Below are 26,628 nucleotides of genomic sequence, written 5' to 3' on the forward strand. Positions count from 1 at the left end.
TCACGCTTCGGCGTTCAATTCCGCCGCGTCCTCCGTCCCTGACTTTCGCGACAGGATCTTCTGGTAGAACAGGCCGATGCCGATCAGCACCGCGCCGAGCCCGATGAAGGAGAGCGCCCGCAGGATGCCTTCGAGGTTCGACATGTCGACGAGGAAGACCTTCACCACGGAAATCAGCACGAGGCCGGCGGAGGCAAGGCGGATGCTGCGGGAATCGAATTTCGAGCCGATCGCCAGAAGCATGACGCCGAGCAGCAGCCAGACGACGGAATAGGTATAGGTCTCCGGCTGGAGGAAACCCTTCCAGTCGGCGATGCCCTCGCCGTGCCAGTAGCGGCGAACCGAGAGCGTCACCCAGGCGAAGGCGAGCGCCACGGCCGTGAGCGCCAGCATGATGACATAGGGCAGCGGCCGGCGGTGGCGCGCATAAAAGGCAAGCCCGCCATAGGCGAGGCCGGGCAGCAGGTAGCCGACCAGCAGCAGGTCGAGCACCGGCCATTTGCCGAGCAGTTCCCCGGTGAAATAGGGGTTGAGGCCGATGAAATGCGCGCTCAGCACCGACAGGACCGAAAGCACGCCGACCACCATCGAGCCATAGCGGAAGACCGGGCTCGGCGATTTGAGGTCGAGCGACATCATGACCGCCGAGGCGCCGATAATCAGCAGAGTATAGGTCGCCTGCTCGCCGAGCGTCGGCACGGCGCTGTCGAGCACGCCGCCGTTCATGCCGTGGCGCACCAGGATCGCCGCCGTCAGCAGGACGAAGAGGCTGGCGAGCGCCTGCAGGAGATTGCGGATGCGTTCGCCCGGCCAGCGGCGCAGTTCGAAGGCAGACAGCGCGAGCAGTGCGGCGGGAATGCCGTAACCGGCGAGAAGCTGGTTGAACACCGGCGTCTTCGACAGATTGGCCGCGCCGACGATGGTCGGCTCCCAGGCGATGCGGCCCGCGACGAGCATTGCCGCGGCCGCCATCAGCCAGGGCAGGACCGGCCAGCGGCGCAGGCGCGTGGCAAAGACCGCGATGGTGCCGAGAATGGCGATGCCGAGCGTGGTCGCCAGGCCATCGGTCAGGGCGTGCAGCGCAAGGACGAGGAAGGCGAAGCCGCCGGCGGCGAAGGCCCATTGCGTGACGTCGGCGCCGTCCTGCGCCTCGCTTTCGCGGGAGAACATCTCCGCGGCTGCGAAGAAGACGAGGCCGAGAACGATGGCGAGAAGACCGTGTCTGGGATCGAAGGAGAGATTGCCGAGCGTCAGGAAGCTGACGGCAAGGATCGCAAAGGGCACGGCCGGCGCCAATATGCTCCAGATCGCGGCGAAGGCGCGCTCGCCCCTGCCCTGCAGGCGCACCGCGACAAGGCCGATCGCGGCATAGGCGACCGCCAGGACGAGCAGCAGATTGACCGGCACCAGACCGAGAACGGAAACAGGCTGCGCGCCATCCAGCGTCGGCGGTTCGATCAGCGTGAACGGATCGATGAGGCCGCCCGGCAGCGCGGTCATCTTCATGACGCCGCCGACGGCAGCGATGGCCGACAGAAGCGCCGGATAGATCGCCCAGCCGCGCAGCGTGCCGAGGACGGCCAGCGCCAGCACGATGGCTGCGAAGGCGTATTCGCCATACGCAATCGTCGGCACCTTGCTGGCCAGCACGAGCGCCGGGAACACCATGGCGAGCGCGCCGGTCAGGGAAACGGCAAGCAGCGGCGGAGCGAACAGGCGGTCGAGCGCGGTCGACGGCGCCGCCGGTGTCGCGGCAGGACGCGGAACGTCTTCCGCCGTTACGCTGCCCGGCCAGAGCAGGCCGTGTCCGAGCGCCAGCAGCAGCATAGTCAGAAGCACCGGAATGACATCGACATAGCTCGCCTGCGTCAGATAGAGCAGCGTCCACATCAGCATGCCGGCATTGGCGAGCGCCGGCACGGCCTGCCAGCGGCGGATGCGCGCGGCGGCGAAGGTGGCGAGCCACGCGATGCCGAGAAAGCCGAACAGGCCCCAGGCGCTCGGATTTTCCGTGGAGACGAGAGCCGGCGTCAGCATGGAGGCGAGCAGACCGAGACCCGCGAGCGCCTGCCCGTGCAGCAGCGACAGGCCGATCGTGCCGAAGGAAACGATCGCCAGCAGCACGAAGGCCGTCAGCGGGCCGAAATAGCCGTAGACCGCGTAGGAGACATAGGTGACGGCAAAGAGCGTCAGCGCACCGGCGGCCGTCAGCACGCCGGGGATCATGGCGTTCTGGAAGGCGTTGGCGATGAGCGGCTGGGTGCGGCGGCGCACGAATTCGCCGACGCCAATCAGCAGCAAACCGAAGACGGCGGCGAGCGCCAGGCGCACCGCGGGGCTGAGCAGCCCGGCCTCGATGGAGTATTTCACCATGAAGATGCCGCCGAGCGCCAGCGCGACGCCGCCCACCCAGACGGCCCAGCGTGCGCCGATGCGGCTTTCGAAGCTTTCGCGCGGTTTGGCCGGGGTGGCCGGAGCCGTGGCCACATCCTGCGCCGTCTCGCTTGCCGCGACGGTTTCCGGCGTTTCTTCGGCCGGCGCGCCGCCGAAGATGGCGCGGCCCTTTTCAAGCTCGTCGGTCGTTCCTGCCCATGGGCCTTCGAACGTTTCCTGGTCGGGCTCGTCCGCGGCATCCGCAGGTGCGGCGACATCGTCGGCCTGCCCCTCGACCGCCGCCACGGGACCTGCCGCCTTCAGTGCCTCCACCTCGCGCCGGAGACGCAGCACCTCTTCGCTGATCTTCTGAGCGCTGGTGCGGGATGCGTTGAGGGTATAGAGCGCCAGACCGAACGCGACGAGGGTAAGGATTTCCAGCATTACAACTCCAGGACGGCCAGGTTCGGGCGGCAGACTACCCGTTTTTCTTCAAACGCCAAACAGGGTTACGTTTCAGGCGTGCGATCTCTTCACAGGATTGGGATCGAGATTTCGGCCGGGGCGACTAGCGCCACGCACAACGGTCACGCGCCGGCTTCCCCGGCACGCATCTCTTCCGCCGTCCCCAGCGCCTTCAGCGCAGCCTGCACGAAGCCATCGCGGGCGTTGGCGAGGGTCAGGCCGCGGGGCTCGCAGACGTAGCGGTTGAGGAAAAAGGCGGTGAGCCGGAAGCCATCGGAAAGGGCCGCGGCATCGGCGGCGTGGCGGCTTTCATCACCCAGGAACGCCGGCAGCGCCAGCATCCTGTCCGCCCAGGGCCCGCCGGCGGCACGCGACACCGCGCGGCCCGATTTGGGCGAGACGTAGCAGAGGTCCTCGCGCGAGCCGGTGGCGGCGCATTCCAGGAGATCGAGGCCGAAGCCGAGATCGTTGAGGACGGCGAGCTCAAAGCGGATGAGAAGCTCGCCCGCGGCAGAGGGCTCGTGCAGGTGATCGAGGATGACGGTCAGCGCCTCGTAGAGATGGGGATGCGGATCGCGCTCCGGCAGGAAGCGCAGGAGTGCGGCCATGGCCTGCACGCCGTAGACGGCGGTCGCCGTTTCCATCAGCCGGGCCGCGCGCAGTTCCACCGGCTCGATGCGGAATTCGCCGAGATGCTCATCGAGCCGCGCGCGCCAGGTGACATCGACGGAATTTCCCGGCTGGAGCACCGGCTGCATGGTCCGCGAGCGGCCGCCGCGCACCATGCCGAGATGCCGGCCGCGGCCACGCGTCATCACCTCGACGATAACGGACGTTTCGCCATGGCGCCGAACGCCCAGAACGATGGCCTCATCACTCCACTGCATGGCCAAGCCTTACGCCTTCGGCCCCGCGCCTGCAAGGCGGGCGGGTGGTCCGCGTGCGGCGGAACGCCGCGTGGCGTGGAGGCCACACCCAAGCCCTTGCCACAGTTTCGCTTTCTTCTCGCCCTGCCCTCGCCCGCTTTGCCCCCGAAAGACCGCCCGAAGGCTGCAAAGCCTGATTTCACTGACATGACAGGTGCCGTTTTCATGCGTTTGCTTCGCTCCATCGCCCTCTTTGTTCTCGCCTCGACGCTCGCCGGCTGCGCCACGACCGTGATGGAGGTGAGGCAGAAGGGGCCTGATCCGATGCATGTGGCGATGTACGGGCCGCATCCCGACGAGCGCTTCCCGCTGCCGGCGATGGACATCAGCAAGGTCAATCCGAAATACTTCCGCCAGCAGGTGGCCTACCAGACGATGGAGCCGCCCGGCACAATCGTGGTCGATACGCAGGAGCGCTTCCTCTATCTCGTGCAGGGCGACGGCATGGCGATGCGCTACGGCATCGGCGTCGGCAAGGCGGGGCTGGAATTCGAGGGCGCGGCGCGCATCGGCCGCAAGGCGGAATGGCCGCGCTGGACGCCCACCCAGAACATGATCGCGCGCGAACCCGAGCGCAACCTGAAATGGGCGGGCGGCATGGAGCCGGGCCTCACCAATCCGCTCGGGCCCCGCGCGCTCTATCTCTACAAGGACGGCAAGGACACGCTCTTCCGCATCCACGGCACATCCGAGCCGTGGTCGATCGGCAAGGCGGTCTCCAGCGGCTGCATCCGGCTGTTCAACCAGGACATCATCGACCTCTATGGCCGTGTTCCCACGGGCAGCCGCGTCGTGGTGCTGCAACACCATACGCCGGTCGAAGAGCCCGGCCCGATGGCCGCCTCCGACGGCCTGGTGCCGCCGGCCGCGATCTGAGCCTCACCAGGCTCGGGCTCGCGCACCATATGCACGATGCCGGCGGGGTTCATGATCCAGCGCGCATCATGGCCCCTTACGTGAAATCCTGCTGTTCTGCGGTGACCACCCCCTTCATTTCGCTGGGATAGTAGCCTTCGCGCAGATTGATGCCGTATTCGACATAGGCCTTCATGCAGGCGAGCATCTGCGACCAGCCTTCGCAATTCATGTAGGACGACTTCTGGCCGCGCTCGTTCTCGCGCCAGCCGGTCTCGGCGATGGTCACCATGGTGCCGCCGTCGTCGAGCGGCTTGAAGCGCATCTCGACGCGAGTCTTGTAGGGCGCCTCCCCCTCATCGACCATCGCATCCCAGCGAAAGACGATGAGGGCGTTTTCCTCCACCTTGTCGACGATGACGGGCGCCATGCCCCACCAGGTGACGGTCGTACCCTCGACCAGCGGCGCGCTGGCGCCGCCGACCGTCGTGAAGTAGCCGCTCAGCTTTTTCGGATTGACCACCGCGTCGAAAACCTCGGCAACCGGCTTGCCGATCCGCCCGTTCACACGAAATTCCAGCGTCATGCCGTCCTCCTTGGGGCGTACCCGCCCTCCCTGTCTTGTACCCGGTCAAAATAGGTTATAAAAATATAACATGTCAACCGAATCGATAGAGGACGCCGTTTTCAAGGCGCTTGCCAACGGCAAGCGGCGGCAGATGCTGGACGCGATCAAGCTCGCACCGCTGACGACGCGCGCGCTGTGCGAGAAATTTCCGGACATGGACCGCTGTACGGTGATGCAGCACCTGAAGGTGCTGGAAGAGGCGGACCTGGTCATTCCGCGCAGAGAGGGCCGCGAGCGCTGGAACCACCTCAACGCCCTGCCGATCCAGGCCATCCATGACCGCTGGATCAGCCGGTATGCCGGCCATGCCATGAACGTGCTGTCGGCGCTGAAAGACGAACTGAAGGGCTGAGGCGCCGCCTTTCGGCGGCGCCCCGCAAAATCAGACCTCGACCGCGACGCGGCCGATCTCGGCGATGATGGCGTTGCGGTCGTCGCCGGAGATGCCGGGCATCTCCACGAAGGCGGTCACCACGATCGCGCCGCGGTCCGGCGACCAGGCGATGGCGACATCGTTGGCGTTGCCGGCCTTGTCGCCGTTCGTTCCGGTCTTGTCGCCGGTCATCCAGTTCGCCGGGAAGCCGGCGCGCAGCCGCGTATCGCCCGTCTTGTTCATCACCAGCCAGGCGGCAAGCTGTGCCTTGGCCTGCGGCGAAAGCACGTCGCCGAGAACGAGCCTGTGCAGGGTGTCTGTCATGGCCGCCGGCGTCGTGGTGTCGCGCTCGTCGGCCGGGCTGTCGTGATAGTTCAGCGTCGGCTCCGTGCGGTCGAGGCGCGTCACCGTGTCACCGAACCCGCGCAGGAAGGCTGTGACGGCTTCCGGACCACCCGACGCGGCAAGCAGCAGGTTCGCGGCGGCGTTGTCGCTGAGCGTGATCGTCGCCTCACACAGTGCGGCAACCGAGATGCCCGCGTCGCCGACATGCTTTTCCACCACCGGCGACCAGTCGACGAGGTCCGTTGTCTTGACGACGATGCGCCGGTCGAGCGCTTCCTCCCCGCGGTCGACGCGCGCGAGGATATGCGCCGCCAGCAGCGCCTTGAAGGTGCTGCACATCAGGAACCGCTCGTCGGCGCGATGGCCGAGCCGGGCGCCCGTTGCGAGATTATGTATGGCAACGCCGATGCGGCCCTTGTGGCGGGCCTCCAGTTCGGCGAGCCGCTTGCCGAGCGCGCCGTCGCCGGCGGCCTCGGCGGAGCGCGTCATTGCCGCAACGGCGGGAATCGCAAGGAGAGCGCCGGCCATCGCCTGCCGGCGTGAAATCGTCATCGTCATCGTCCATTTGTCCTGTCTGCCGGGCACCGAACGCTGCGCGCCCGGCCCGTTTGAGCCCGCCCATGCCGCGACTATGCGCAAGGGGCGAGGTCAAAACAAACGACGATTTCTGCCGGCAGCCATTAGGAAAACTAAGGCTATTTCTTCTTCATCGCCTCGGCGAGTGCGGCGCCGAAGGCCCCCTGCGCCGGGGCCTGCTGCTTGGGCGCGGCCTGGCTGAACTTCGGCTTCGTCTGGGTGTTGCGGTCGTTGCGCGGGGTGTTGTCGCGCGGCGCAGCGGCCGCCCCGTCCTTGCGCATGGTGAGGCCGATGCGCTTGCGCGGCACGTCCACTTCCGTCACCCGCACCTTCACGACATCGCCGGCCTTCACCACCTCGTGCGGATCCTTGACGAAGCGGTCGGCGAGTTGGGAGACGTGCACGAGGCCGTCCTGGTGCACGCCGATATCGACGAAGGCGCCGAAGGCGGCGACGTTCGTCACGGTGCCTTCCAGCAGCATGCCGGGCTTGAGGTCCTTGATGTCGTCGATGCCGTCGGCAAAGGTCGCGGTCTTGAATTCCGGACGCGGATCGCGGCCGGGCTTTTCCAGCTCGGCGAGGATGTCCTTGACGGTGGGCAGGCCGAAGCGCTCATCGACGAACAGCTTCGGATCGAGCTGCTTCAAAGCCGCGCTGTCGCCCATCAGCGCCCGCAGGTCGCGGCCGCAGGCGGCGACGATCTTCTTGGCGACGCCATAGGCTTCGGGATGGACCGACGAGGCATCGAGCGGCTCCTTGCCGTTCGGGATGCGCAGGAAGCCGGCGCACTGCTCGAAGGTGCGGGCACCAAGACGCGCGACCTTCATCAGCTCCTTGCGGCTTTCGAAGGGGCCGTTGGCATCGCGATGCGCCACGATGGCTTCGGCGGAAGATTTCCCCAGGCCCGAAACACGCGCGAGAAGCGGCGCAGACGCCGTGTTGAGGTCGACACCGACGGCGTTCACGGCATCCTCGACCACGGCATCGAGCGAGCGGGACAGCTTGCCCTGGTCGACATCGTGCTGGTACTGGCCGACGCCGATCGACTTCGGCTCGATCTTGACGAGTTCGGCGAGCGGGTCCTGCAGGCGGCGCGCAATCGAGACGGCGCCGCGCAGCGACACGTCGAGGTTCGGGAACTCGGCGGCCGCCGTTTCCGACGCGGAATAGACCGAGGCACCGGCCTCCGAGACGATGACCTTGGTGGGCTTGGGCGCCGGAAGCTGGGCGAGCAGGTCGGCGACGAGCTTTTCCGTCTCGCGGCTGCCCGTGCCGTTGCCGATCGAGATCAGCTCCACCTTGTGCTTTCGGATGAGCGCGGCCAGTTCGGTCTGTGTGCCGCGCACATCGTTTTTCGGCGGAAAGGGATAGACCGTCGTCGTCTCGACCACCTTGCCGGTGTTGTCGACCACGGCGACCTTGACGCCGGTGCGGATGCCCGGATCGAGGCCCATCGTGGCGCGCGTTCCGGCGGGCGCCGCAAGCAGCAGATCCCTGAGATTGCGGGCGAAGACGCGGATCGCTTCTTCCTCCGAACGCTCGCGCATCTCGCGCATCAGGTCAAGCGACAGCGACATGGACAGCTTGACGCGCCACGTCCAGCCGATGACGTCGGCCAGCCACTTGTCGCCGGGCCTGGAGCCGACGGCATAGAAGGAGGCGATGATGCGCTCGACCGGCTTGACCGGCTCGGTGCTGTCCTGGTCCACGACGATATCGACCGACAGGAACTCCTCGTTCCAGCCGCGCAGCATGGCGAGCGCGCGATGGCCGGGCACGGTCGCCCAGCGTTCGGTGTGGTCGAAATAGTCGGAGAATTTCGCGCCGGCCTCCTGCTTGCCCTCGACCACGCGCGAGCGCAGGAAGGCGTTGTCCTTCATATAGTTGCGCAGGCGCTTGAGAAGGTCGGCATTTTCCGTGAGTTGCTCGGCGACGATGTCGCGCGCGCCTTCCAGCGCCGTCTTCACATCGGGCACGTCGGCGGAGACGAATTTTGCCGCGAGCTCCGCCGGTATCAGCGCGCGGTCGGCGAGAATATGCTCGGCGAGCGGGCCAAGGCCGCGTTCGCGGGCGATTTCCGCCTTGGTGCGGCGCTTCGGCTTGTAGGGAAGATAGATATCCTCAAGCTCGGCCTTGGTGGTGACGGCGGCGATGCGGGCGGACAACTCGTCTGTCAGCTTGCCCTGCCCTGCGATGGAATCGAGGATGGAGGCGCGGCGGGCTTCCAGTTCGCGCAGGTAGGCGAGCCGTTCGGCGAGCGTGCGCAGCTGGGTATCATCGAGCCCGCCGGTCACTTCCTTGCGGTAACGGGCAATGAAGGGAACCGTCGCGCCCTCGTCGATCAGTTCGACGGCCGCAGTCACCTGCGCGGCGGTCGCCTTGATCTCCGTGGCGATCAGGTTCGCGATCTTGAGCGGGGTCGGGGCCATGACGAACTCCTGTGGGATGACGGCGGGCGGCGACCATAGTTTGCCGAGGGCGCAAGGCCAACCGCAAGGGAGCCGGCGGGCGGGCCGTCCACAATATATCGCGACGCTTCGGCAAGCACGGAAAAGTGAGGCGACCACGCTTTCCGACCTTGGGGTTGTAACGCTTCATAAAGCCTTCCGCCGGTATCGTGCGCTGTGGAACGGCAACAGGGCCATCGTCATGCGCAGCGCATTTTTCGCAACAGTCTCAATAGCGGCCCTCGCCGTTGCAGGGCCTGCACATGCGACGACGCTCAGCCTGCTGATCTGGGAAGCCTATATCGACGAACAGATACTCGCCGACTTCACCGCCGAAACCGGCGCCGAGGTTCGCCAGACGCTGTATGACAGCGGCGACGTGCGCGACGAGATCCTTGCCGACCCCAACAGCAATATCGACGTGGTGGTGACCAACGAGAACGGCGCGAAGCTCTACGGCAAGCGTGGCATCCTGACGGCACTCGACACCGGCAACGTGCCGGCGCTGAAGGACTACGAGGAGAGCTGGACCAAGCGCTGCGGCGGCTACGGCGTTCCCTATCTGTGGGGGACGATGGGCATCCTCTACCGATCCGACAAGATCACGACGCCGCCGACCTCCTGGGCCGACATCATGAAGCCCGCGGAAAGCCTGCGCGGCCATATCGCGATGTACGACGATCATGCCGAAGCCTTCGTCGCGCCGCTCGTGCTGCTCGGGAAATCGGTGAACGCCAACGACAACGAGACGCTCAAGGCCGCCTACGACATGATGAAGGAGCAGGCCCCCTATGTGCTGACCTACGACTACGCCATCACCTCGGTGCAGAGCCCGGACAAGGGGCCGAACATCTGGATGGCGCTCGGCTATAGCGGCGACCAGTTCACCCTCAACGGCAAGGTGGGCAAACCGCATCTGTGGCGCTATGCCGTGCCGGAGGAAGGCACGCTGTCCTGGCTCGACTGCATCTCGGTCAGCGAGCGTTCGAAGGAAAAGGCGCTGGCGCTGAAACTGGTCGATTACATCGGCAACGCGCAAAACAGCGCGCGCAATGCCATCAAGCTCAACATGCCCACGGCAAACAAGGCGGCGATGGCGCTGCTGCCGGAAGACATGCAATCCAATCCCGAAATCTATGCGGCCCCGGAAATCCTGGCTAAGAGCCAGCTTCAGGAGGAACTGACCGTTCAATCGGTACAGGCCCGCCGTCGCATCCTCAGCAGTCTGGCTCAATTCAGTGACGCTCGGTAAACGCGCCCTCGCCCTCATCTTTCCCGTCGTTCTCGCCGGCTATGTGCTTGCGGCCTCCCTCATCTACTATGTGCAGAGCTCGTCCATTGCCGGGCTGGAGCGTGCGCGCCTGTGGCAGCAGATCGGCATGCTGACCGCCGTCTTCCAGAACGACGTGATGCAGAACCGCAGCTTCCTCTATTCGCTCGTCGAAGGCGGTGCGGTGCGCCTCTTCGTCAACGAGCCGAATGCCGATTACCGCCGCATGGCGCTCGGTGTGCGGCTGCAGCAGAGCATCACCTCGCTCTCCGAGGATCGCAAGCGCTTCATTTCGGCCGCCATCATCCGCCCGCCGCTGACGGTGGACTACTATTTCGAGGACAGCGACGATCCCTTCGCCGAGATCACCCCACAGCAGCTCGAGCATATCCGCCGGACCATCGACAGCCCGCGGCTCTCCTCGTGGACCTATCTCGACACGCCGGGCATCGAACCGCTCATCGTGCATTCCGAATTCATCGACCCCGTGACCTTCAATCGCCCGGTCGCCAGCGCCAAGGCCGAATCGATCCTGGTGCAGACGGCGGTGCGGCCGAAGGCGTTTCTCGAATTGAAGCGGGCGCTCGAGAAGGAATATGGCGCGACGGTCGAGATCGCCCGGCATCAGTTCCTCGCGCAGGGCGGGCTTTCGGCGACCGCCACGCTCGGCCCGTCGCTCTTCGCACGCCTGACGCCGGAGCCGGGCTTCCTCGAAGAGCGGCTTTCGACGCTCAGGATGCTGCTGGCGCTCGGCGCCATCGCGCTCAGCCTGTGCACCATCGTTCTCGTGCTGGTGCTCGTGCGCCGCTACATCACCAACCCGATCGCCCGCCTCGACCGCCAGCTAACCGAAGTCATGACCGGCAACCGCAGCGCCCTGCCCGACATGGACGAGATCGGCGAAATCGGCCGCCTCTCCGTCAACGTCAAGCGCCTGCACGACCAGTCCATGCACTCCTTCGACCTCGTGCAGAACGCCTCCTGGACGGATACGCTGACCGGCATCTCCAACCGCGAATATTTCAACATCCGCTCGACGCAATTGCTCGAAGAGGCGGCGGAAGCCGGCATCGGCTGCACGCTTTTGTTCATCGACGTCGACAACTTCAAATTCGTCAACGACAAGCATGGCCACAAGATCGGCGACGAGCTGCTCAAGACGCTCGCCGACCGCATCTCGGACATCGTCGCGCGCATCGTCGTCGAGCGCCAGCTGCCGGCGGGGCTGTTCGCCCGCCTCTCGGGCGACGAATTCGCCATCATGCTGCGTTGCCAGCCCGGCGCCGGCACGATCACCGAATTGTCCGGCGATATCCTGGCACTGTTCGCCGAAGGTTTCGAAGTGCTGGACAAGGCCTATCCGGTCACCGCCAGCATCGGCATCGCCGTCTATCCCGAGGACGCGCGCACGCTGCCCGAACTCATCGCCAATGCGGACGCGGCCATGTACCAGGCCAAGTCGCAGGGCAAGAACGGCTCGGCACGCTATTCCCGCTCCCTGCACGAAAAGCGCAACCGCCGCCGCCGCATCGAGGAGGAGCTGCGCATCCTCAATGCCGACGAGCAGTTCCATCTCGTCTACATGCCCATCGTCAACGGCCAGGGCAAGGTCACGGGCTGCGAGGCGCTGCTGCGCTGGACCTCGCCGGTGCTTGGCAACGTCACGCCGGACGAATTCATTCCCATCGCGGAAACGACGGGCCTTTTCAGCAAGATCGACTGGTGGGTGATCAACCGCGCGATGGCCGATTACGGCCATGTCAGGAAGCTCTTCGGCGCAGAGACGATCCTGTGCATCAACATCTCGTCCGCCGAACTCTACACCAAGTCGATCAGCGATCACTTCTGCGATTGCGCCGACAGGCATGGCGTGGATGCGCGGCTGATCGAGATCGAGCTGACGGAGACCTTCGCGGTCAAGCTGGGCGAGCAGTCGCGCCGCAACATCGAGATCCTGCGCGCCAAGGGCTTCCGCATCTCGATCGACGATTTCGGCGCGGGCTATACGTCCGTCCAGCAGATCATCGAATACCCGGCCGAGACCATCAAGCTCGACCGGGAGCTGGTGGAGAGCCTGACCCGGTCGGCAGCGCTCCCCACCTTGCGCGCTCTGATCGCACTCTGCCACGCGCAGGACATGTCGGTCATTGCCGAAGGGGTCGATACGCCGGAGAAGATGTCGCTGCTCGCCGCGGCGGGCTGCGATCTCTACCAGGGCTACCTCATCAGCCGTCCGCTGCCGCTCGACGACCTCGGTGTCTGGGCCATGCAGCGCCTCCTGGACACCGCGCGCGAGACGATGCGGTCGGCGGAACGCCGCGCACAGGGCTGAGACGGACGAGCCGACGGATCAGGATGTCGGGAAGTCGAGGCCCATTTCGCGAAAGCGGGCCGGATCGTCACCCCAGTTCTCGCGCACCTTCACGAAGAGGAAGAGGTGCACGGGCTGCTCCAGGATTTCCGAGAGCTCCTTGCGGGACGCCGTGGAGATGGCCTTGATGGCATCGCCGTTCTTGCCGAGCGCGATCTTCTTCTGGCTGTCGCGCTCGACATAGATGACCTGCTCGATGCGCACCGAGCCGTCCTTGCGCTCTTCCCACTTTTCCGTCTCGACATGGGAGGAATAGGGAAGCTCCTGGTGGAGACGCAGGAACAGCTTCTCGCGCGTGATCTCGGCGGCGAGCTGGCGCATGGGCAGATCGGAAATCTGGTCTTCCGGATAGTACCAGGGACCCTCCGGCAGCGCGGCCGCAAGATAGTCCATCACATCCTCGCAGCCCGAGCCGTTGAGCGCGGAGATCATGAAGGTGCGCTCGAACTTCACGACCTCGTTCACGGCTGCCGTCAGCTTCAGCAGGTCTTCCGGCTTGACGCGATCGACCTTGTTCAGCACGAGGATCTTCGGCTGGTGGACTTCCTTCAGGCCTTCCAGGATCGTCTCGGCGTCACCCTTCAGGCCGCGCTCGCTGTCGATCAGGAACATGATGAAGTCGGCATCCTTGGCGCCGCCCCAGGCGGTCGTCACCATGGCGCGGTCGAGCCGGCGGCGCGGCTTGAAGATGCCGGGCGTGTCCATGAAGACGATCTGCGCGTTGTTGTGGATCGCGATGCCGCGCACGATGGCGCGCGTCGTCTGCACCTTGTGGCTGACGATCGACACCTTGGCGCCGACGAGCCGGTTCACCAGCGTCGACTTGCCGGCATTGGTGGCGCCGATCAGGGCGACGAAGCCCGAGCGGGTCGCGCCCTCGGCTGCGGCGCCGGTCTCGGCGGGGGTGTTGGTTTCTTCCGTCATGATATCCGTCAATCCGGGTCCTTCCGGCGGAAGGCCCCACGTTCCTGTTTCCATGCAATTTCAAAAGGTGGAAATGCGGTCAGGCACCGGCCTTGGGCCAGACGCCTTCGCGTTCCAGTATCTTCGTCGCGGCCGCCTGCTCGGCGGCCCGTTTCGAGCGATCGATGCCGGTTTCCGGCGCCACGCCCTTGACCTCGACCGTCACGGTGAAGCGGGGATCATGATCCGGTCCGGAGCGCTCGTCCACCCGGTAATTCGGTGTGAGGCCGAACCGCGCGTGCGCCCATTCCTGCAATTCCGTCTTGGCGTCGCGCCGCGCGCCCTCGGCCCGCGCCGCCCTGCCCTCCCAGTTGGCGAGGATGAAGCCGCGCGCGGCCTCCAGCCCGCCATCGAGATAGATGGCTGCGATCAGCGATTCCACCACATCGGCCCTGACGTTCAACATGGCCTTGCCGGTGAGCTTCTTGACGTCGGCGCCGGTGCGGATGAAGCGGTGGAGACCGAGATCATCCGAAACAGCCGCACAGCTTTCCGCGCTGACGAGCTGGTTGAGGCGAACGGAGAGCTCCCCCTCCTTGGCATCGCGGAAGGTGCGAAACAGCATCTCGGCCACGCACAGGCCGAGAACGCGGTCGCCGAGAAACTCCAGCCGCTCGTAGTTGCTGCCCTTGCCGGGCCGCGCACTTGCATGCGTGATCGCCCGGTCGAGGCGATCCTTGTCGGTGAAGACGTAGCCGATCAGCTCTTCGAGGGCCTTGCGGTTGACGTCGTTCAACGGAATGGCGCCCTTCATTCAACGACCTTGAAGAGGCGGTCCCAACGCAGGTTCGCCGGCCATTTCCAGATTTCGCTGAAGGACGTGTCGTGGCCCAGCGAGAAGAAGATCAGGCTGGCGCGGCCGATGAGGTTCTCGGCGGGCACGAAACCGACGTCGAAACGGCTGTCGGCGGAGTTGTCGCGGTTGTCGCCCATCATGAAATAATGGCCTTCGGGCACGATGAACTCGCGCGTGTTGTCGCCGACGGTGCCCGGACGGGTGTCCAGCGTGTCGTAGGAGACGCCCGTATCGAGCGTCTCGCGGAACATCGGGATGTTCTCGCCGGTATCGTACTGGTCATCGGCGCGGAAGAAGCCGTCCTGCTGGCGCTCGACGGGCTTGTCGTTGATGTAGAGAATGCTGTCGCGCACCTGCACGCGGTCGCCCGGCAGGCCGACGAGACGCTTGATGTAGTCGATATCGGGGTTCGGCGGGAAGCGGAACACGACGATGTCGCCGCGCTTGGGCTCGCTCGCGAAGATGCGGCCCGAGAACAGGTTCGGCGAGAAGGGCAGCGAATATTTCGAATAGCCGTAGGAGAACTTGTTGACGAACAGGTAGTCGCCGACCAGCAGCGTCGGCATCATCGAGCCGGACGGAATGGTGAAGGGCTGGAAAAGCACGGTGCGGATCACGACGGCGAGCAGCAGCGCCTGGATGATGACCTTGACGTTTTCCCACAGGCCGCCTTCGGCCTTCTCAGTCTTCTCTGCCACGCCCGACTTGTCCTTATTTGCTAACATGAAGCCCTCTATAGAGGAAAGGTTGTCCGTTGGAAATCACATCGGTCAAAAAGACGCGGAACCTCACAAGGCCGGCGTCCCGGCGGGCAGCGCCTCGATGATCACGAAAGCCTGCGCCAGCGGAAAGTCGTCGGTGATGGTGAGGTGGATCCGCGCCTCGTGACCGGCCGGCAGCATCCACTTCAACCTTTCGAGCGCGCCGCCGGTGAGATGCATGGTCGGCTTGCCTCCGGGCAGATTTATGACGCCCATGTCCTTCCAGAAGACACCCTGCGCCAGACCCGTGCCGAGCGCCTTGGAACAGGCCTCCTTGGCGGCGAAGCGCTTGGCATAGGAGGCCGCGCGGTTCTTGCGCCCGTCGGACTTGGCCTGCTCGATCTGCGTGAAGCAGCGCTCGGTGAAGCGCGCGCCAAAACGCTCCAGCGACTTCTCCACCCGACGGATGTCGATGAGGTCGCTGCCGATGCCGATGATCATGAGGACAGGTCTCCGGATGAGAGGGCTGTGGGCGCAAGCCCTGCGCGCAGCGCCAGTCGCGCGCGGCGGCGGGCCTTGAAGGACTGGACGGCAAGGCGCGTCACGCCATAGGCGATGACGGCCGCGAGCAGCCCGAGAACACCGGCGCCGGCCAGCATGGGTTTCAGCACCGGCTGCCAGAGCTCGGAAAACTGAAGATGCTCCAGCCTGTGCAGCAGGTCATGCGTGGTGATGGCCTCCGCGGCCTGGATGCCGAGCAGCGTTTCGCCCGCCCGGAAGGTGGCAAGCGCGATCAGCGGAATGGTCAGGGGATTGGCGACGGTGGTGGCAAGGGCAGCGGCAAGCAGATTGCCGGCCATGAGATAGGCCAGAACCAGCGCCAGGATGACGTGAAACCCGAGCAGCGGCGTGAAGGCGGAGAAGACACCGGCCGCGACACCTGCGGCGACCGCGTGCGGAGACGCCGACAGGCGGATGATGCGCTTCGCGAGATAGCGCGCCGGCCGCGTCAGGCCCTTGCGCGGCCAGAGAAATTCGCGCAAGCGTTCGGCCCGCGAGGCCTTTTTTCGGCGTCTGAACAACATTGCTCAGACATAGCCGATCCGTTGGTGGCATTTCAATGGCGCCCTGACGGCGCCACGGCATGGGCCGCCGCGGCGCACGGGGTGCGCCGCATGGCTGCAGACCTTAGTAGGACTTGCGGAAAAGGCCGCGGTCGATCTGACGCTGGCGGTATTCCAGGTCGATCCGGTCGATGGCGCCGTTGAGATAAGCACTTTCGCGCTCTTCGGTCGACGGAACGCGCAGGGCGCGGGCGATGTTTCTGAACTGCTTCAGCATGGTAAACCTCTTTCGGTTGACCTCCCGAGACAGAAGATAAGTCGAACACCCCTTCGGCACCAGCGCGAGTATACCAACGCAGCCATGCGAATGGCGCATATCGACTGGTCAAAACTTGGGCAATCATGCCTTATTCAAGGCAAAATGCTGAAAATTGCGTTATAGCCCCTACTCAAACACACGGCTGATGGTCGAAACGCACTGCAACTCCTTCAGCTGTCCCATTAGCTGGTTGAGCTGCCGCAGGTCCCAGACCTCGAGGTCGATATGCACCTCGGTGAAATCGGCCGCCACCCTCGCCATGGACATCGAGCGGATGTTGATGTCGCTGGTGGCGATGACCTGCGTGACCTCGGCCAGCGTGCCCGGCTCGTTCAGCGCGTTGATCATGATGCGCGCCATGAAGCGGGTGTTGTTGGCCTCGTCGAGATCCCAGCGCACGTCGATCCAGCGCTCCGGCTCGTCGTCGAACTTCTGCAGGGCCGGCGACTGGATCGGATAGATGGTGATGCCCTTGTCCTTCTCCATGATGCCGACGATGCGGTCGCCGGGAACGGCGCCGCCGGCGGAGAAATGCACCTCGGCATTGCCGGACAGACCGCGGATCGGCAGGGCCTCGGGGCCCGTTTCGCCTTCGCCGTCTTCCAGCGCCGCCTTCGTCTTGCCGGGCAGCTTGAAGACCATGCCGGCGGCGCTGCGCATGTTGAACCAGCCCTCGTCCGTGCTGGGCTTCACGGTGACGCGCTCGTCCTGATAATCCGGGAAGACGGCGCGCAGCACGTCGAGCGAGGAGAGTTCGCCGCGCCCCACCGAGGCGATGGCGTCTTCCACGTCCTTCTGGCCGAGCCGGTGCAGCACGGGCTTCAGGCCGTCGCGTGAAAAGGTCTTGCCGGCGCGATCGAAGGTGCGCTCCAGGATGCGGTAGCCAAGGCCGGAATATTGCTTGCGAATGGCGGCGCGCGTGGCGCGGCGGATGGCCGCGCGCGCCTTGCCGGTCACGACGATCTCCTCCCAGGCGGGCGGCGGGACCTGGATGCCGGAGCGGATGATCTCCACCTCGTCGCCATTATTGAGGCGGGTGACGAGCGGCATGATGCGGCCGTTGATCTTGGCGCCGACGCAGGTATCGCCGATATTGGTGTGCACCGCATAGGCGAAATCGATGGGTGTCGCGCCGCGCGGCAGCGTGATCAGCTGGCCCTTGGGCGTGAAGGTGAACACCTGGTCCTGGAACAGTTCCAGCTTGGTGTGTTCAAGGAACTCCTCCGGGTTGTCGCCTTCGGCAAGCGCCTCGATGGTCCGGCGCAGCAGGGCATAGGCATTGGAGCGCGGCGAGCGCGCGGCCTCCTCGTTGACCGGCTCCTTGTCCTTGTAGAGCGAGTGTGCGGCGATACCGTATTCGGCGATCTCGTGCATGCGCTTGGTGCGGATCTGCAGCTCGATGCGCTGGCGCGACGGCCCGACGATCGTGGTGTGAATCGACTGGTAGTCGTTCTGCTTGGGCGTCGAGATATAGTCCTTGAAGCGGCCCGGCACGACGCGCCAGCGCGTGTGCACGATGCCGAGCGCCGCGTAGCAGGCGGGAATGTCGCCGACGAGGATGCGGAAGGCGTAGACGTCGGACAGTTGCTCGAAGGAGAGCGACTTCGACTGCATCTTGCGGAAGACCGAATAGGGCTTCTTCTGGCGGCCCTTGACGAGGGCATCCGGCAGGCCGTTGACGACGAGCAGTTCGCGCAGCTCCTCCTCGATCTTGCGGATCAGCCCCTCGTTGCGCTGCGACAGCTCCTCCAGCTTGCGCGAGACGGTCTCGTAGGCTTCCGGATTGATATGCCGGAAGGAAAGGTCTTCCAGCTCCTCGCGCATATCCTGCATACCCATGCGGCCGGCGAGCGGCGCATAGATGTCCATCGTCTCCTCGGAGATGCGGGCGCGCTTTTCCGGCGACATGTGCTCGAGCGTGCGCATGTTGTGCAGGCGGTCGGCGAGCTTGACGAGCAGCACGCGCACATCGTCTGAGATGGCGAGCAGGAGCTTGCGCAGGTTTTCCGCCTGCTTGGCCTTCTTGGAAACGAGGTCGAGCTTCTTGATCTTGGTCAGGCCCTCGACGAGGGCGCCGATATCCTCGCCGAACAGTTCGTCGATTTCCGCGCGCGTCGCGCTGGTGTCCTCGATCGTATCGTGCAGGAGGGCGACGGCGATGGTCGATTCGTCGAGCCGCATATCCGTGAGGATGGCGGCGACTTCGAGAGGATGCGAGATGTAGGGATCGCCGCTCGCACGCTTCTGCTGGCCGTGCTTCTGCATGGCGTAGACATAGGCCTTGTTGAGCAGCGCCTCGTTGGCATCGGGCTTGTATTTCTGAACCCGCTCCACGAGTTCATATTGACGCATCATTCTCGGTGGGCTCCCTCCCCGGCTCGTTCAGGCGGGGCAAACAAAAAGTGCGCCCCAAGCTTAGAAGGGGCGCACCGGTATTCACAATAATAAAGGTTTCGGAATGGCTACCGAAATCAGTAATCGTCGCTTTTTTCCGGCGGAACGAGGCCTTCGATGCCGGCGAGCAGCTCTTCTTCCGACATGCGGTCGAAGGCGATCGTCTCGGGCTGGTCGTCGTCCTCGTCGGCGGTCGCCGTCGTGGCATCGTCGGCCAGCAGGCTTGCCGGATCGGGCTCGGGCTCATCGACTTCCACATGCTTCTGCAGCGAGTGGATCAGGTCTTCCTTGAGATCGTCGGGCGACAGGGTCTCGTCGGCGATCTCGCGCAGCGCCACGACGGGGTTCTTGTCGTTGTCGCGATCGATGGTGATGGCCGCACCCTGCGAGATGAGGCGGGCGCGATGGCTTGCCAGGAGAACCAGCTCGAAGCGGTTGTCTACCTTGTCAATGCAATCTTCAACGGTGACACGGGCCATTGCCTGTCCTTTGTGATCGAGAATTTCAGGAGTTTGCATGCCCGATACAGGCAAAGGACGGCAAATTCAAGTTTTTCCTTGCCGGCATCCCCTTTCGCGGCCCCCTTAACGGCCGCTTGTAATTCCCGGTTGAGGTTCCAGACCTCGGAAAAATTGGGGCACGGCACAATGAACGGCCAGGATAACGGCCGGTAAATACTTCCCAATTTGCCTATTGTGAAATGCACGGGCTCCGTGCTTCTCGAAAAAATGCCCCGCAACCCGTGTTTGGTTGGAAATGTCACCAAGCTGCCCTAAATGACAAATACATGAAATATGCATAATGCCACCGGAAAACGCAGCCATGCACGCCGGGCCGGCGTGGCTTACGCATCTTCCGGGCTCTATTTAAGGGAATTTTTGAAATGTTCGACCCGCGCGAGAAAATCGCACTCTTCATCGACGGCGCCAATCTCTATGCCGCTTCCAGAACACTCGGGTTCGACATCGATTATCGGAAACTACTGAAAGCATTCCAGAAACGCGGCTATCTCTTGCGCGCCTATTACTACACGGCACTGATCGAGGACCAGGAATATTCCTCCATCCGCCCGCTGATAGACTGGCTCGACTACAACGGCTACAAGGTCGTTACCAAGCCGGCCAAGGAATTCACCGACTCGCTCGGCCGCCGCAAGATCAAGGGCAACATGGACATCGAACTGGCCATCGACGCGATGGAGCAGTCCGAAACGGTCGACCACCTCGTCATCTTCTCCGGCGATGGCGATTTCACGACGCTGGTCGAAGCGCTCCAGCGCCGCGGCCGCAAGGTCTCCGTCGTCTCCACCATGCAGACCCAGCCGCCGATGATCGCCGACGACCTGCGCCGGCAGGCGGATTACTTCATCGATCTGGGCACGCTGAAGGCCGAAATCGGCCGCGATCCCTCCGAACGTCCCGCCCGCCCGGCGGAAGTGACCGACACGGCCGCCGACTGATATTTGTGAAAGAGCCGTTCGCGCGAAGGGACCGGAAGTGACCGGTTTGCGACGCGTGCCGATGCTGCAACCGGGCCTTTCAACGGTTCGTTAAACATCGAGGAGAATAGCGCGGAACTCCATTAGCATTCCGCAACGTTCTGCTGCTATCAAAATGCGGTCAACACGTCCCGCATTGGAATATCCCGTCATGGTCGACGCAGTATCGCTTTCTGGCAATAGCTACCGGGCGGCAACCCAGGCGCTGGCGCTGCGTCCGGCCGCACCGGCCGGCGAGACCCGTCCCATCGCTCCGGCACCCGCCGTCGCACAGCCGTCCGAGACCGTGGATGACACCGGCTTTCTTTACGCGGCGAACGGCCTTCCAAGCGTTTCGGCGGCATCGGCCGATACGGTCGAGCGCAGTGCGAGCGCCGACACCGCGCGTCATACGCCCGCCCCGCTTGCCATCCAGAGCGCAGACCTCAACGCCTTGATGTCGTCTTTCCTTACGGCGCGCACCGCCGACGATGGAGAGACGTCGCCGCGCACCGTCAACCAGTCGATGATCGCACGGCTCTACAGCCAGTTCTGACGCAGGAAGCGCGAGGCCGTCAGCCGCGATCGCGCAGCAGGCGGCCCTTCTGGCGGTTCCAGTCGCGTTCCTTCTCGCTCTCGCGCTTGTCGTGCAGCTTCTTGCCCTTGGCAAGCGCCAGCTCGAGCTTCGCGCGGCCGCTGTCGTTGAAATAGACCTTCAGCGGCACCAGCGTCATGCCCTCGCGGTTGATCGCGGAGCGCAGGCGATGGATTTCCCGCTTCGACAGCAGCAGCTTGCGGCGGCGGCGGGTCTCGTGGTTGAAGCGGTTCGCCTGCAGGTATTCCGGCAGGTAGGAATTGATCAGCCAGATCTCGCCACCCTCGTCCGACGCGTAGGACTCGGCGATATTCGCCTTGCCCTCGCGCAGGGATTTGACCTCCGTGCCGGTCAGCACGAGGCCGGCCTCGTAGGTATCCACGATCTCGTAGTTGTAGCGGGCCTTGCGGTTCTCCGCGACAATCTTCTTGATCGTTGTCGGACGTGCCTTGGTTGCCATGTCAGTTCAACAGACCGGCATGGCGAAGGGCCGCATCGATAGCGGCCTCCGTTGCCGGCTCCAGGCTGGGAAGAAGGGGCGAGCGGACGGCGCGGTTGCCGCCGCGGATGCGATGCAGGCCGTATTTCGCGCCACAGACGCCCGGCTCCATGAAGATCGCCTTGTGCAGCGGCATCAGCTTGTCCTGATAGCCGAGCGCCTTGGCGTAATCGCCCGAAAGCGTCGCCTCCTGGAACTCCGCACACAGGCGCGGCGCCACATTGGCCGTGACCGAGATACAGCCGACGCCGCCATGCGCGTTGAAGCCGAGCGCGCTTGCGTCCTCGCCCGAGAGCTGGACGAAATCCTTGCCGCAGGCGATGCGCTGCTCGGAGACACGCTCGATCTTGCCGGTGGCATCCTTGACGCCGATGATCGAGGGATGCGCCTTGTGCAGCGCGCCCATCGTATCCGGCGTCATGTCCACGACCGAACGGCCGGGAATGTTGTAGATCACGATCGGCAGCGCCACGCTTTCCGCAATGGCGGAAAAATGCGCGAACAGGCCCTTCTGCGTCGGCCTGTTATAATAAGGCGTGACGACGAGGATCGCATCCGCGCCTGCCTTCTCGGCATGGCGGGCCAGATCGATCGCTTCCTTGGTGTTGTTCGAGCCCGCGCCGGCGATGACGGGAACGCGGCCCTTGGCAACCTCGATGCAGAGTTCAACCACCCGTTTGTGCTCGTCATGCGACAGCGTCGGCGATTCGCCCGTGGTGCCGACGGGGACGAGGCCGTGGCTGCCCTCACCGATCTGCCATTCGACATGGGCGGCGAATGCGGCCTCATCGACGGCACCGGCATCGGTGAAGGGGGTGACGAGAGCGGGAATGGATCCCTTGAACATCGAGAACTCCTAGGACCAGAGCCGCCCGAGGGCTTACATGCTTTGGCCGTATTCCGTGGTTAAAAACGAACGCACAATAGTCATGTGACAGTCATGCGGCAAGCGGCGTGAGAGGCGTTTTTCGTGCGCGATCAAGGCGAAAGTGCCGCAACGACGCGAATATCCGCGTCGTTCGGCCCGTCGTGTGAAGCATGGGCCTTCACGGCTTGGTGACCGGGGCGGTTAAGCATTCGTTAAGACAACAAAGGGTTAATGATTGTCGAGGATCAGGCGCAATATGAGCATCGTCGCCTGCCAGGCATCCGGGACGTGAGATGATCTCAAAACGCAATCTTGCCCTTTGCGCGCTGCTGCTGGCCGGCGTGGCCGGTCTTTCCCTTCGCCCCTCCCCTGTGGAAGCGGAAAGTGTCGCGACGCCCACGATCAAACCGCTCGGTTTCGCGGCCGAGATGCCGTCGAAGGACATCATCACCAACGCCATTCCGCGCGGCGATGCCCTGCCGCAGGTGAACCCCGCGCTCAAGGCCGGGCTGGACGCGCTCTCCAACCGGGATGCGGCGGCCGCGATGGTCGCGCGCGATCGCCTTCCGAAAGACAGCCTCGACCGCCATATCCTGACATGGGCCATCGCCGTCTCCGGCCAGCGCGGCGTGCCATCCTGGGAGATCGCCGAGGCGCAGCGCGAGCTGAAGGGCTGGCCCGGGCTGAAGGCGCTGCGCGGCCATTCCGAACGGGCGCTCGCCCGCGAAAACCCGCCGACATCAGATGTGCTCGCCGCCTTCGGCACCACCCGCCCCGAAACGGCGGAAGGCGCCATGGTGCTTGCACGCGCCCTCATCGCGACGGGCGATACGGCCCGTGCCACGGACGTGCTGCGCACCTTCTGGCACAAGGAGGCGATGAACACGGATCTCGAAACGCAGGTTCTCGGTGAATTCGGCTCGCTTCTCACCATCGCGGACCACCGTGCGCGCATGGAGATGCTGCTCTACCGGGACCGCGCCGACCAGGCCCAGCGTTTCGGCGATCTCGGCCAGGCGCAGTCGCTTTACCGCGCCTGGGCCGCCGTCATCCGCAAGAGCAAGAATACGGCCGCCCTGATTAAGGCCGTGGACGCCCGCTGGCAGAACAATCCCGCCTATACCTACCTGCGCATCCGCAACCTGCGCAACAACGAGGAATACCGCGCCGCCGGCAAGCTGTTCTCCGCCATGCCGGAAGACCCCGCACGGCTCGTCAATCCGGGCGCCTGGTGGAACGAGCAGCGCATCGTCAGCCGCGGCCTTGCCGATCTCGGCGATTATCGCGATGCCTACCGGGTTGCCGCCCATCATGGCGCGGACGATCCCACCGATATCGTCGAGGCGGAATTCCATGCCGGCTGGTATGCGCTACGCGATCTCGGCGATGCGAAGACCGCGCACAAGCATTTCCAGCGCATCCTGCAAGCCTCCGATCGTCCGCTGTCCGTTTCCCGCGCCTGGTATTGGCTCGGCCGTGCGGCGGAAAAGGGCGGCACGGGCGACGCCAAGGATTATTTCGCGAAGGCCGCGGCCTTTCCCGGCACATTCTACGGCCAGCTTGCCGCGGCACGGCTCGGCCGCAAGGCCCTGAACGTCGCCTATCCGAAGCCGACGGCGGAGGAGCGCGCGCGTTTCCACGGGCGTGAGGCGGTTCAGGCCATCGCCCGGCTCCAGGCCGCCGGCCACGGCTGGCGCGGCGACAGCCTCTACCGCGCACTGGCTGCCGAACTGATGAGCCCCGGCGAACTGGCGCTGCTGGCCGCGCAGGCGGAAAAAGGCGGCAACCACCAGCTTTCACTCCAGATCGGCAAGATCGCCTTCGGCCGCGGCATCGATGTGGCGGCACTGGCCTTCCCGGTGGGTGTCATTCCCGACGGCGCCAACATTTCCGGCTCGGGCAAGGCGCTGGCCTATGCCATCGCGCGCCAGGAAAGCGCCTTCAACCCGGCGGCCGTCTCGCCCGCCAATGCGCAAGGCCTGCTGCAATTGATGCCGGCGACCGCCCAGGGCGTCGCGAAACGCTACGGCCTCGCCTATTCCAAGGAGCGATTGACGACGGACGCCGCCTACAATGCCACGCTCGGCGCGCATTATCTCGGTGAACAGATCAATGATTTCGGCGGCTCCTACGTGCTGACCTTCATCGCCTACAATGCCGGTCCGCGCCGCGTACCGCAGTGGATCGCCCGCTATGGCGACCCGCGCGGCAAGCCGATCGACGAGGTGGTGGACTGGATCGAGCGCATTCCCTTCTCGGAAACGCGTGGCTATGTGCAGCGCGTGATGGAGAACTACCAGGTCTACAAGACGCGGCTTGGCCAGAAGGCCGATATCGAACACGACCTCGTCGCGGGGCGTTAACGGCGCGCCGCGGCACATAATTCCCATGCGAAAGCGCTACGCAACAGCCGCTCTTTTGCCCTAAGCTCTCGCCATCGGACACGAGGGCGCAGCATGGCAAACTTTATCAGCCGCTTCATCACCGCAACGGACGGATTGCAACTCCATGTGCGGGATTATGCGCCGGTGTCAGACGCTGCCGCCCGGCTTCCCGTCGTCTGCCTGCCGGGGCTCAGCCGCAACAGCCGTGACTTTCATCCGTTCGCCTCCCGCCTTTGCGAGGATGCGGCCTCTCCAAGACGCGTGGTCTCCATCGATTATCGCGGCCGGGGCCGCTCGAGCCGCGACCCGGACCCCACACATTATAATGTCGGCGCGGAATGCGCCGATGTGCTGGCCGTCTGCGACGCGCTCGGCATCGCCCAGGCCACCTTCGTCGGGACCTCGCGGGGCGGGTTGATTCTGCATGTCATGGCGGCATTGCAGCCCGATCGGATCGCAGCGGCCGTTCTCAACGACATCGGCCCGGAGATCGAGGCGGAGGGTCTTCGGGACATCCGTGATTACCTCGCACGCCGGGCCGTGTTTGACGATACCGAAGCGGCGACCGACCATCTTGAAGCCGTTCACGGCCCGACCTTCCCGGCCCTCACCCGGCAGGACTGGCTGGATATGGCAGACGCCATCTATGTCGAGGAGAATGGCAGGCTGGTCTCAGACCACGACCCGGCCCTGGTAGCACCCTTGCTCACAATGGATTTCACCCAGCCCCTGCCGACGCTCTGGCCGCAATATGCCCTGCTCGCCCAAAAGCCTCTGCTCGTTGTGCGCGGCGAGTATTCCAAACTGTTTTCAGAGAAGACGTTGGCGCGGATGAAGGCGCAGGGGCCGAATGTCGAAACCACGATTGCGAAAGGCCAGGGCCACGCGCCGCTTTTGCATCATCCGGATTTGTTCGAACGGGTAAAGGGATTTCTCGACGGGCACTAACGTGCCGCGATCATGAAACGCTATACGGCTTAAGACCGCAAAAACGAAAACCCGCAGCCTCAGAGAGGCTGCGGGTCTATTCCTAGCTCAACTTCAGATTAGAAGTTGCGCTGCAGACGGAGGAAGCCAGAGACGAAGTCGTCGCTGTTGTCCGGATCCGTGTAGTTGACGGTCGCCTTGAGGTTGAGGTTGTCAACGATAGCGTAGTCAACCGTCAGGCCAACGCGCCATGCGTCGTTGCCGTCGACGAGCAGGTAGTCACCGAAGTACTGGGCACCGGGGGTGATCGTCAGCTTTTCAGTTGCCTTGAACGAGTAGTCTGCAGCAACGCTCCATTCAGAGGCGTTGTAGTAGACGTTGTAGCCGCTGGCATACAGACCCATGATTTCGAGCGTGCCCGGACCGACTTCAGCCGACAGCCAAGCGCGGACTGCGCCTTCTTCAGCGGCGTTGTCGTATGCACCGAGCAGTTCGAAGTTCACGCCACCGAGCGTTGCGGCAACCATACCGGAAACGCCGAAGTCGTTGTGAGTATTACCAACGCCAGCGAGTACGTCATAGTAGTTCGGGATTTCGTCGACGCTGAGGCCGGCGCGGAAGGTGCCGCCGTCGTATACGTAACGAACCGAGGTGAAGCGGGTCTTGTAGGAGGCCGTTTCGGTTTCGCCGATCAGGTCGTTATCCCACCAGTTCAGGAAGGTACCGACGCGGAAGCCGCCGAGTTCGATGTAGGCTTCGTCAATGTAGAGATCGCCAGAAGCGCCGGAAGAAGCACCCGGGATCGGGCCGTCTTCGTTGCCAGCTTCGACCTGCAGAGCGATGAAGCTCGTGAGCGTGCCGAGTTCCGTGTCCGACTTGGCGTCGAAGGTTACACGAGCGCGGGTAAAGCTGTTCCAGTCCGAAGCGCCGAATGCGTCACGACCGAAGTCGGTCTGGAAACGGACGTAACCGCCGACCTTGAGGCAGGTTTCGGTGCCCGGGATGTAGAAGA

General features: G+C 64.4%; 24 protein-coding genes. 8 read left to right on the forward strand and 16 right to left on the reverse strand.

Translation table 11 applies throughout. The annotated features are described in order from the left end of the window. Both GR158_RS22505 and recO read right to left on the reverse strand, forming a co-directional pair. Positions 1-2,817, reverse strand: coding sequence for a DUF2339 domain-containing protein (locus GR158_RS22505; protein WP_160872673.1), 2,817 nt, complete (start codon positions 2,815-2,817; stop codon positions 1-3). 143 nt (positions 2,818-2,960) lie between these two features. Continuing rightward, positions 2,961-3,725, reverse strand: a complete 765-nt coding sequence (recO, locus tag GR158_RS22510; RefSeq protein WP_134649787.1) for a DNA repair protein RecO — start codon at positions 3,723-3,725, stop codon at positions 2,961-2,963. 204 nt (positions 3,726-3,929) lie between these two features. Here recO and GR158_RS22515 point away from each other — a divergent pair, with 204 nt between their 5' ends. Beyond that, positions 3,930-4,640 (forward strand): L,D-transpeptidase, encoded by a 711-nt coding sequence (locus GR158_RS22515; protein ID WP_160872674.1) that lies wholly within the window; start codon positions 3,930-3,932, stop codon positions 4,638-4,640. Positions 4,641-4,716: 76 nt separating this feature from the next. Here GR158_RS22515 and GR158_RS22520 read toward each other — a convergent pair whose 3' ends face one another. After that, positions 4,717-5,205, reverse strand: a complete 489-nt coding sequence (locus tag GR158_RS22520; protein ID WP_134649785.1) for an SRPBCC domain-containing protein — start codon at positions 5,203-5,205, stop codon at positions 4,717-4,719. Between the two features lie 70 nt (positions 5,206-5,275). Between GR158_RS22520 and GR158_RS22525 the strand changes: the two genes are divergently transcribed. Further along, the gene (locus GR158_RS22525; protein ID WP_160872675.1) at positions 5,276-5,599 is read left to right on the forward strand and encodes a helix-turn-helix transcriptional regulator; all 324 of its coding nucleotides are present in this window, start codon (positions 5,276-5,278) and stop codon (positions 5,597-5,599) included. A 30-nt stretch (positions 5,600-5,629) separates the two neighbouring features. Here GR158_RS22525 and bla read toward each other — a convergent pair whose 3' ends face one another. Then, on the reverse strand, positions 5,630-6,523 hold the full coding sequence (bla, locus tag GR158_RS22530; protein ID WP_160872676.1) for a BKC/GPC family carbapenem-hydrolyzing class A beta-lactamase: 894 nt from the start codon (positions 6,521-6,523) through the stop codon (positions 5,630-5,632). A 137-nt stretch (positions 6,524-6,660) separates the two neighbouring features. Continuing rightward, the gene (locus GR158_RS22535; protein ID WP_160872677.1) at positions 6,661-8,970 is read right to left on the reverse strand and encodes a Tex family protein; all 2,310 of its coding nucleotides are present in this window, start codon (positions 8,968-8,970) and stop codon (positions 6,661-6,663) included. 220 nt (positions 8,971-9,190) lie between these two features. Between GR158_RS22535 and GR158_RS22540 the strand changes: the two genes are divergently transcribed. Continuing rightward, positions 9,191-10,240: a spermidine/putrescine ABC transporter substrate-binding protein gene (locus tag GR158_RS22540; RefSeq protein WP_134649781.1), complete on the forward strand. Its 1,050-nt coding sequence runs from the start codon at positions 9,191-9,193 to the stop codon at positions 10,238-10,240. Then, a complete protein-coding gene (locus GR158_RS25670; RefSeq protein ID WP_160872678.1) occupies positions 10,227-12,590 on the forward strand; it encodes a bifunctional diguanylate cyclase/phosphodiesterase in 2,364 nt (787 codons plus the stop codon). Before GR158_RS22540 ends, GR158_RS25670 begins: the two co-directional genes overlap by 14 nt. 18 nt (positions 12,591-12,608) lie before the next feature. On the opposite strand, the gene era is transcribed toward GR158_RS25670, so the two are convergent. The 8 genes from era to rpoZ form a co-directional block, all read right to left on the reverse strand. Then, entirely contained in the window at positions 12,609-13,553 is a 945-nt protein-coding gene (gene era / locus GR158_RS22550) for a GTPase Era (protein WP_134649779.1), read from the reverse strand. Between the two features lie 79 nt (positions 13,554-13,632). Beyond that, positions 13,633-14,346 carry a ribonuclease III gene (gene rnc, locus GR158_RS22555; RefSeq protein ID WP_134649778.1) on the reverse strand — a complete coding sequence of 238 codons (714 nt, stop codon included), beginning with the start codon at positions 14,344-14,346 and terminating at the stop codon, positions 13,633-13,635. Continuing rightward, on the reverse strand, positions 14,343-15,086 hold the full coding sequence (lepB, locus tag GR158_RS22560) for a signal peptidase I (RefSeq protein WP_134649928.1): 744 nt from the start codon (positions 15,084-15,086) through the stop codon (positions 14,343-14,345). The genes rnc and lepB overlap by 4 nt, the downstream gene beginning before the upstream one ends. Before the next feature lie 90 nt (positions 15,087-15,176). After that, positions 15,177-15,590: a holo-ACP synthase gene (acpS, locus tag GR158_RS22565; RefSeq protein ID WP_160872680.1), complete on the reverse strand. Its 414-nt coding sequence runs from the start codon at positions 15,588-15,590 to the stop codon at positions 15,177-15,179. Next, positions 15,587-16,174, reverse strand: a complete 588-nt coding sequence (locus tag GR158_RS22570; protein ID WP_160872681.1) for a DUF2062 domain-containing protein — start codon at positions 16,172-16,174, stop codon at positions 15,587-15,589. The genes acpS and GR158_RS22570 overlap by 4 nt, the downstream gene beginning before the upstream one ends. A gap of 103 nt (positions 16,175-16,277) precedes the next feature. Beyond that, the gene (locus GR158_RS22575) at positions 16,278-16,430 is read right to left on the reverse strand and encodes a DUF3563 family protein (protein WP_134649775.1); all 153 of its coding nucleotides are present in this window, start codon (positions 16,428-16,430) and stop codon (positions 16,278-16,280) included. 168 nt (positions 16,431-16,598) lie between these two features. Beyond that, the gene (locus GR158_RS22580; protein ID WP_134649774.1) at positions 16,599-18,827 is read right to left on the reverse strand and encodes a bifunctional (p)ppGpp synthetase/guanosine-3',5'-bis(diphosphate) 3'-pyrophosphohydrolase; all 2,229 of its coding nucleotides are present in this window, start codon (positions 18,825-18,827) and stop codon (positions 16,599-16,601) included. A gap of 116 nt (positions 18,828-18,943) precedes the next feature. Continuing rightward, on the reverse strand, positions 18,944-19,345 hold the full coding sequence (gene rpoZ, locus GR158_RS22585) for a DNA-directed RNA polymerase subunit omega (RefSeq protein ID WP_134649773.1): 402 nt from the start codon (positions 19,343-19,345) through the stop codon (positions 18,944-18,946). 404 nt (positions 19,346-19,749) lie between these two features. On the opposite strand from rpoZ, the gene GR158_RS22590 reads away from it, so the two are divergent. Together GR158_RS22590 and GR158_RS22595 are read left to right on the forward strand one after the other, a co-directional pair. Beyond that, a complete protein-coding gene (locus tag GR158_RS22590; protein ID WP_134649772.1) occupies positions 19,750-20,325 on the forward strand; it encodes an NYN domain-containing protein in 576 nt (191 codons plus the stop codon). A 190-nt stretch (positions 20,326-20,515) separates the two neighbouring features. After that, positions 20,516-20,899: a hypothetical protein gene (locus GR158_RS22595; protein WP_160872682.1), complete on the forward strand. Its 384-nt coding sequence runs from the start codon at positions 20,516-20,518 to the stop codon at positions 20,897-20,899. Positions 20,900-20,918: 19 nt separating this feature from the next. Here the strand turns inward: GR158_RS22595 and smpB are convergent, their stop codons facing one another. Both smpB and dapA read right to left on the reverse strand, forming a co-directional pair. Further along, positions 20,919-21,398, reverse strand: coding sequence for an SsrA-binding protein SmpB (smpB, locus tag GR158_RS22600; protein WP_134649770.1), 480 nt, complete (start codon positions 21,396-21,398; stop codon positions 20,919-20,921). 1 nt (position 21,399) lies between these two features. Then, positions 21,400-22,284, reverse strand: a complete 885-nt coding sequence (gene dapA / locus GR158_RS22605; protein WP_134649769.1) for a 4-hydroxy-tetrahydrodipicolinate synthase — start codon at positions 22,282-22,284, stop codon at positions 21,400-21,402. Positions 22,285-22,598: 314 nt separating this feature from the next. Here dapA and GR158_RS22610 point away from each other — a divergent pair, with 314 nt between their 5' ends. Beyond that, on the forward strand, positions 22,599-24,668 hold the full coding sequence (locus tag GR158_RS22610; protein ID WP_160872683.1) for a lytic transglycosylase domain-containing protein: 2,070 nt from the start codon (positions 22,599-22,601) through the stop codon (positions 24,666-24,668). Positions 24,669-24,761: 93 nt separating this feature from the next. After that, on the forward strand, positions 24,762-25,637 hold the full coding sequence (locus GR158_RS22615; protein WP_160872684.1) for an alpha/beta fold hydrolase: 876 nt from the start codon (positions 24,762-24,764) through the stop codon (positions 25,635-25,637). 98 nt (positions 25,638-25,735) lie between these two features. On the opposite strand, the gene GR158_RS22620 is transcribed toward GR158_RS22615, so the two are convergent. After that, a partial coding sequence (locus GR158_RS22620) for a porin (protein WP_160872685.1) occupies positions 25,736-26,628 on the reverse strand: 893 nt, incomplete at its 5' end.

Source organism: Shinella sp. AETb1-6 (assembly GCF_009826875.1).
GTDB classification, from domain to species: domain Bacteria; phylum Pseudomonadota; class Alphaproteobacteria; order Rhizobiales; family Rhizobiaceae; genus Shinella; species Shinella sumterensis.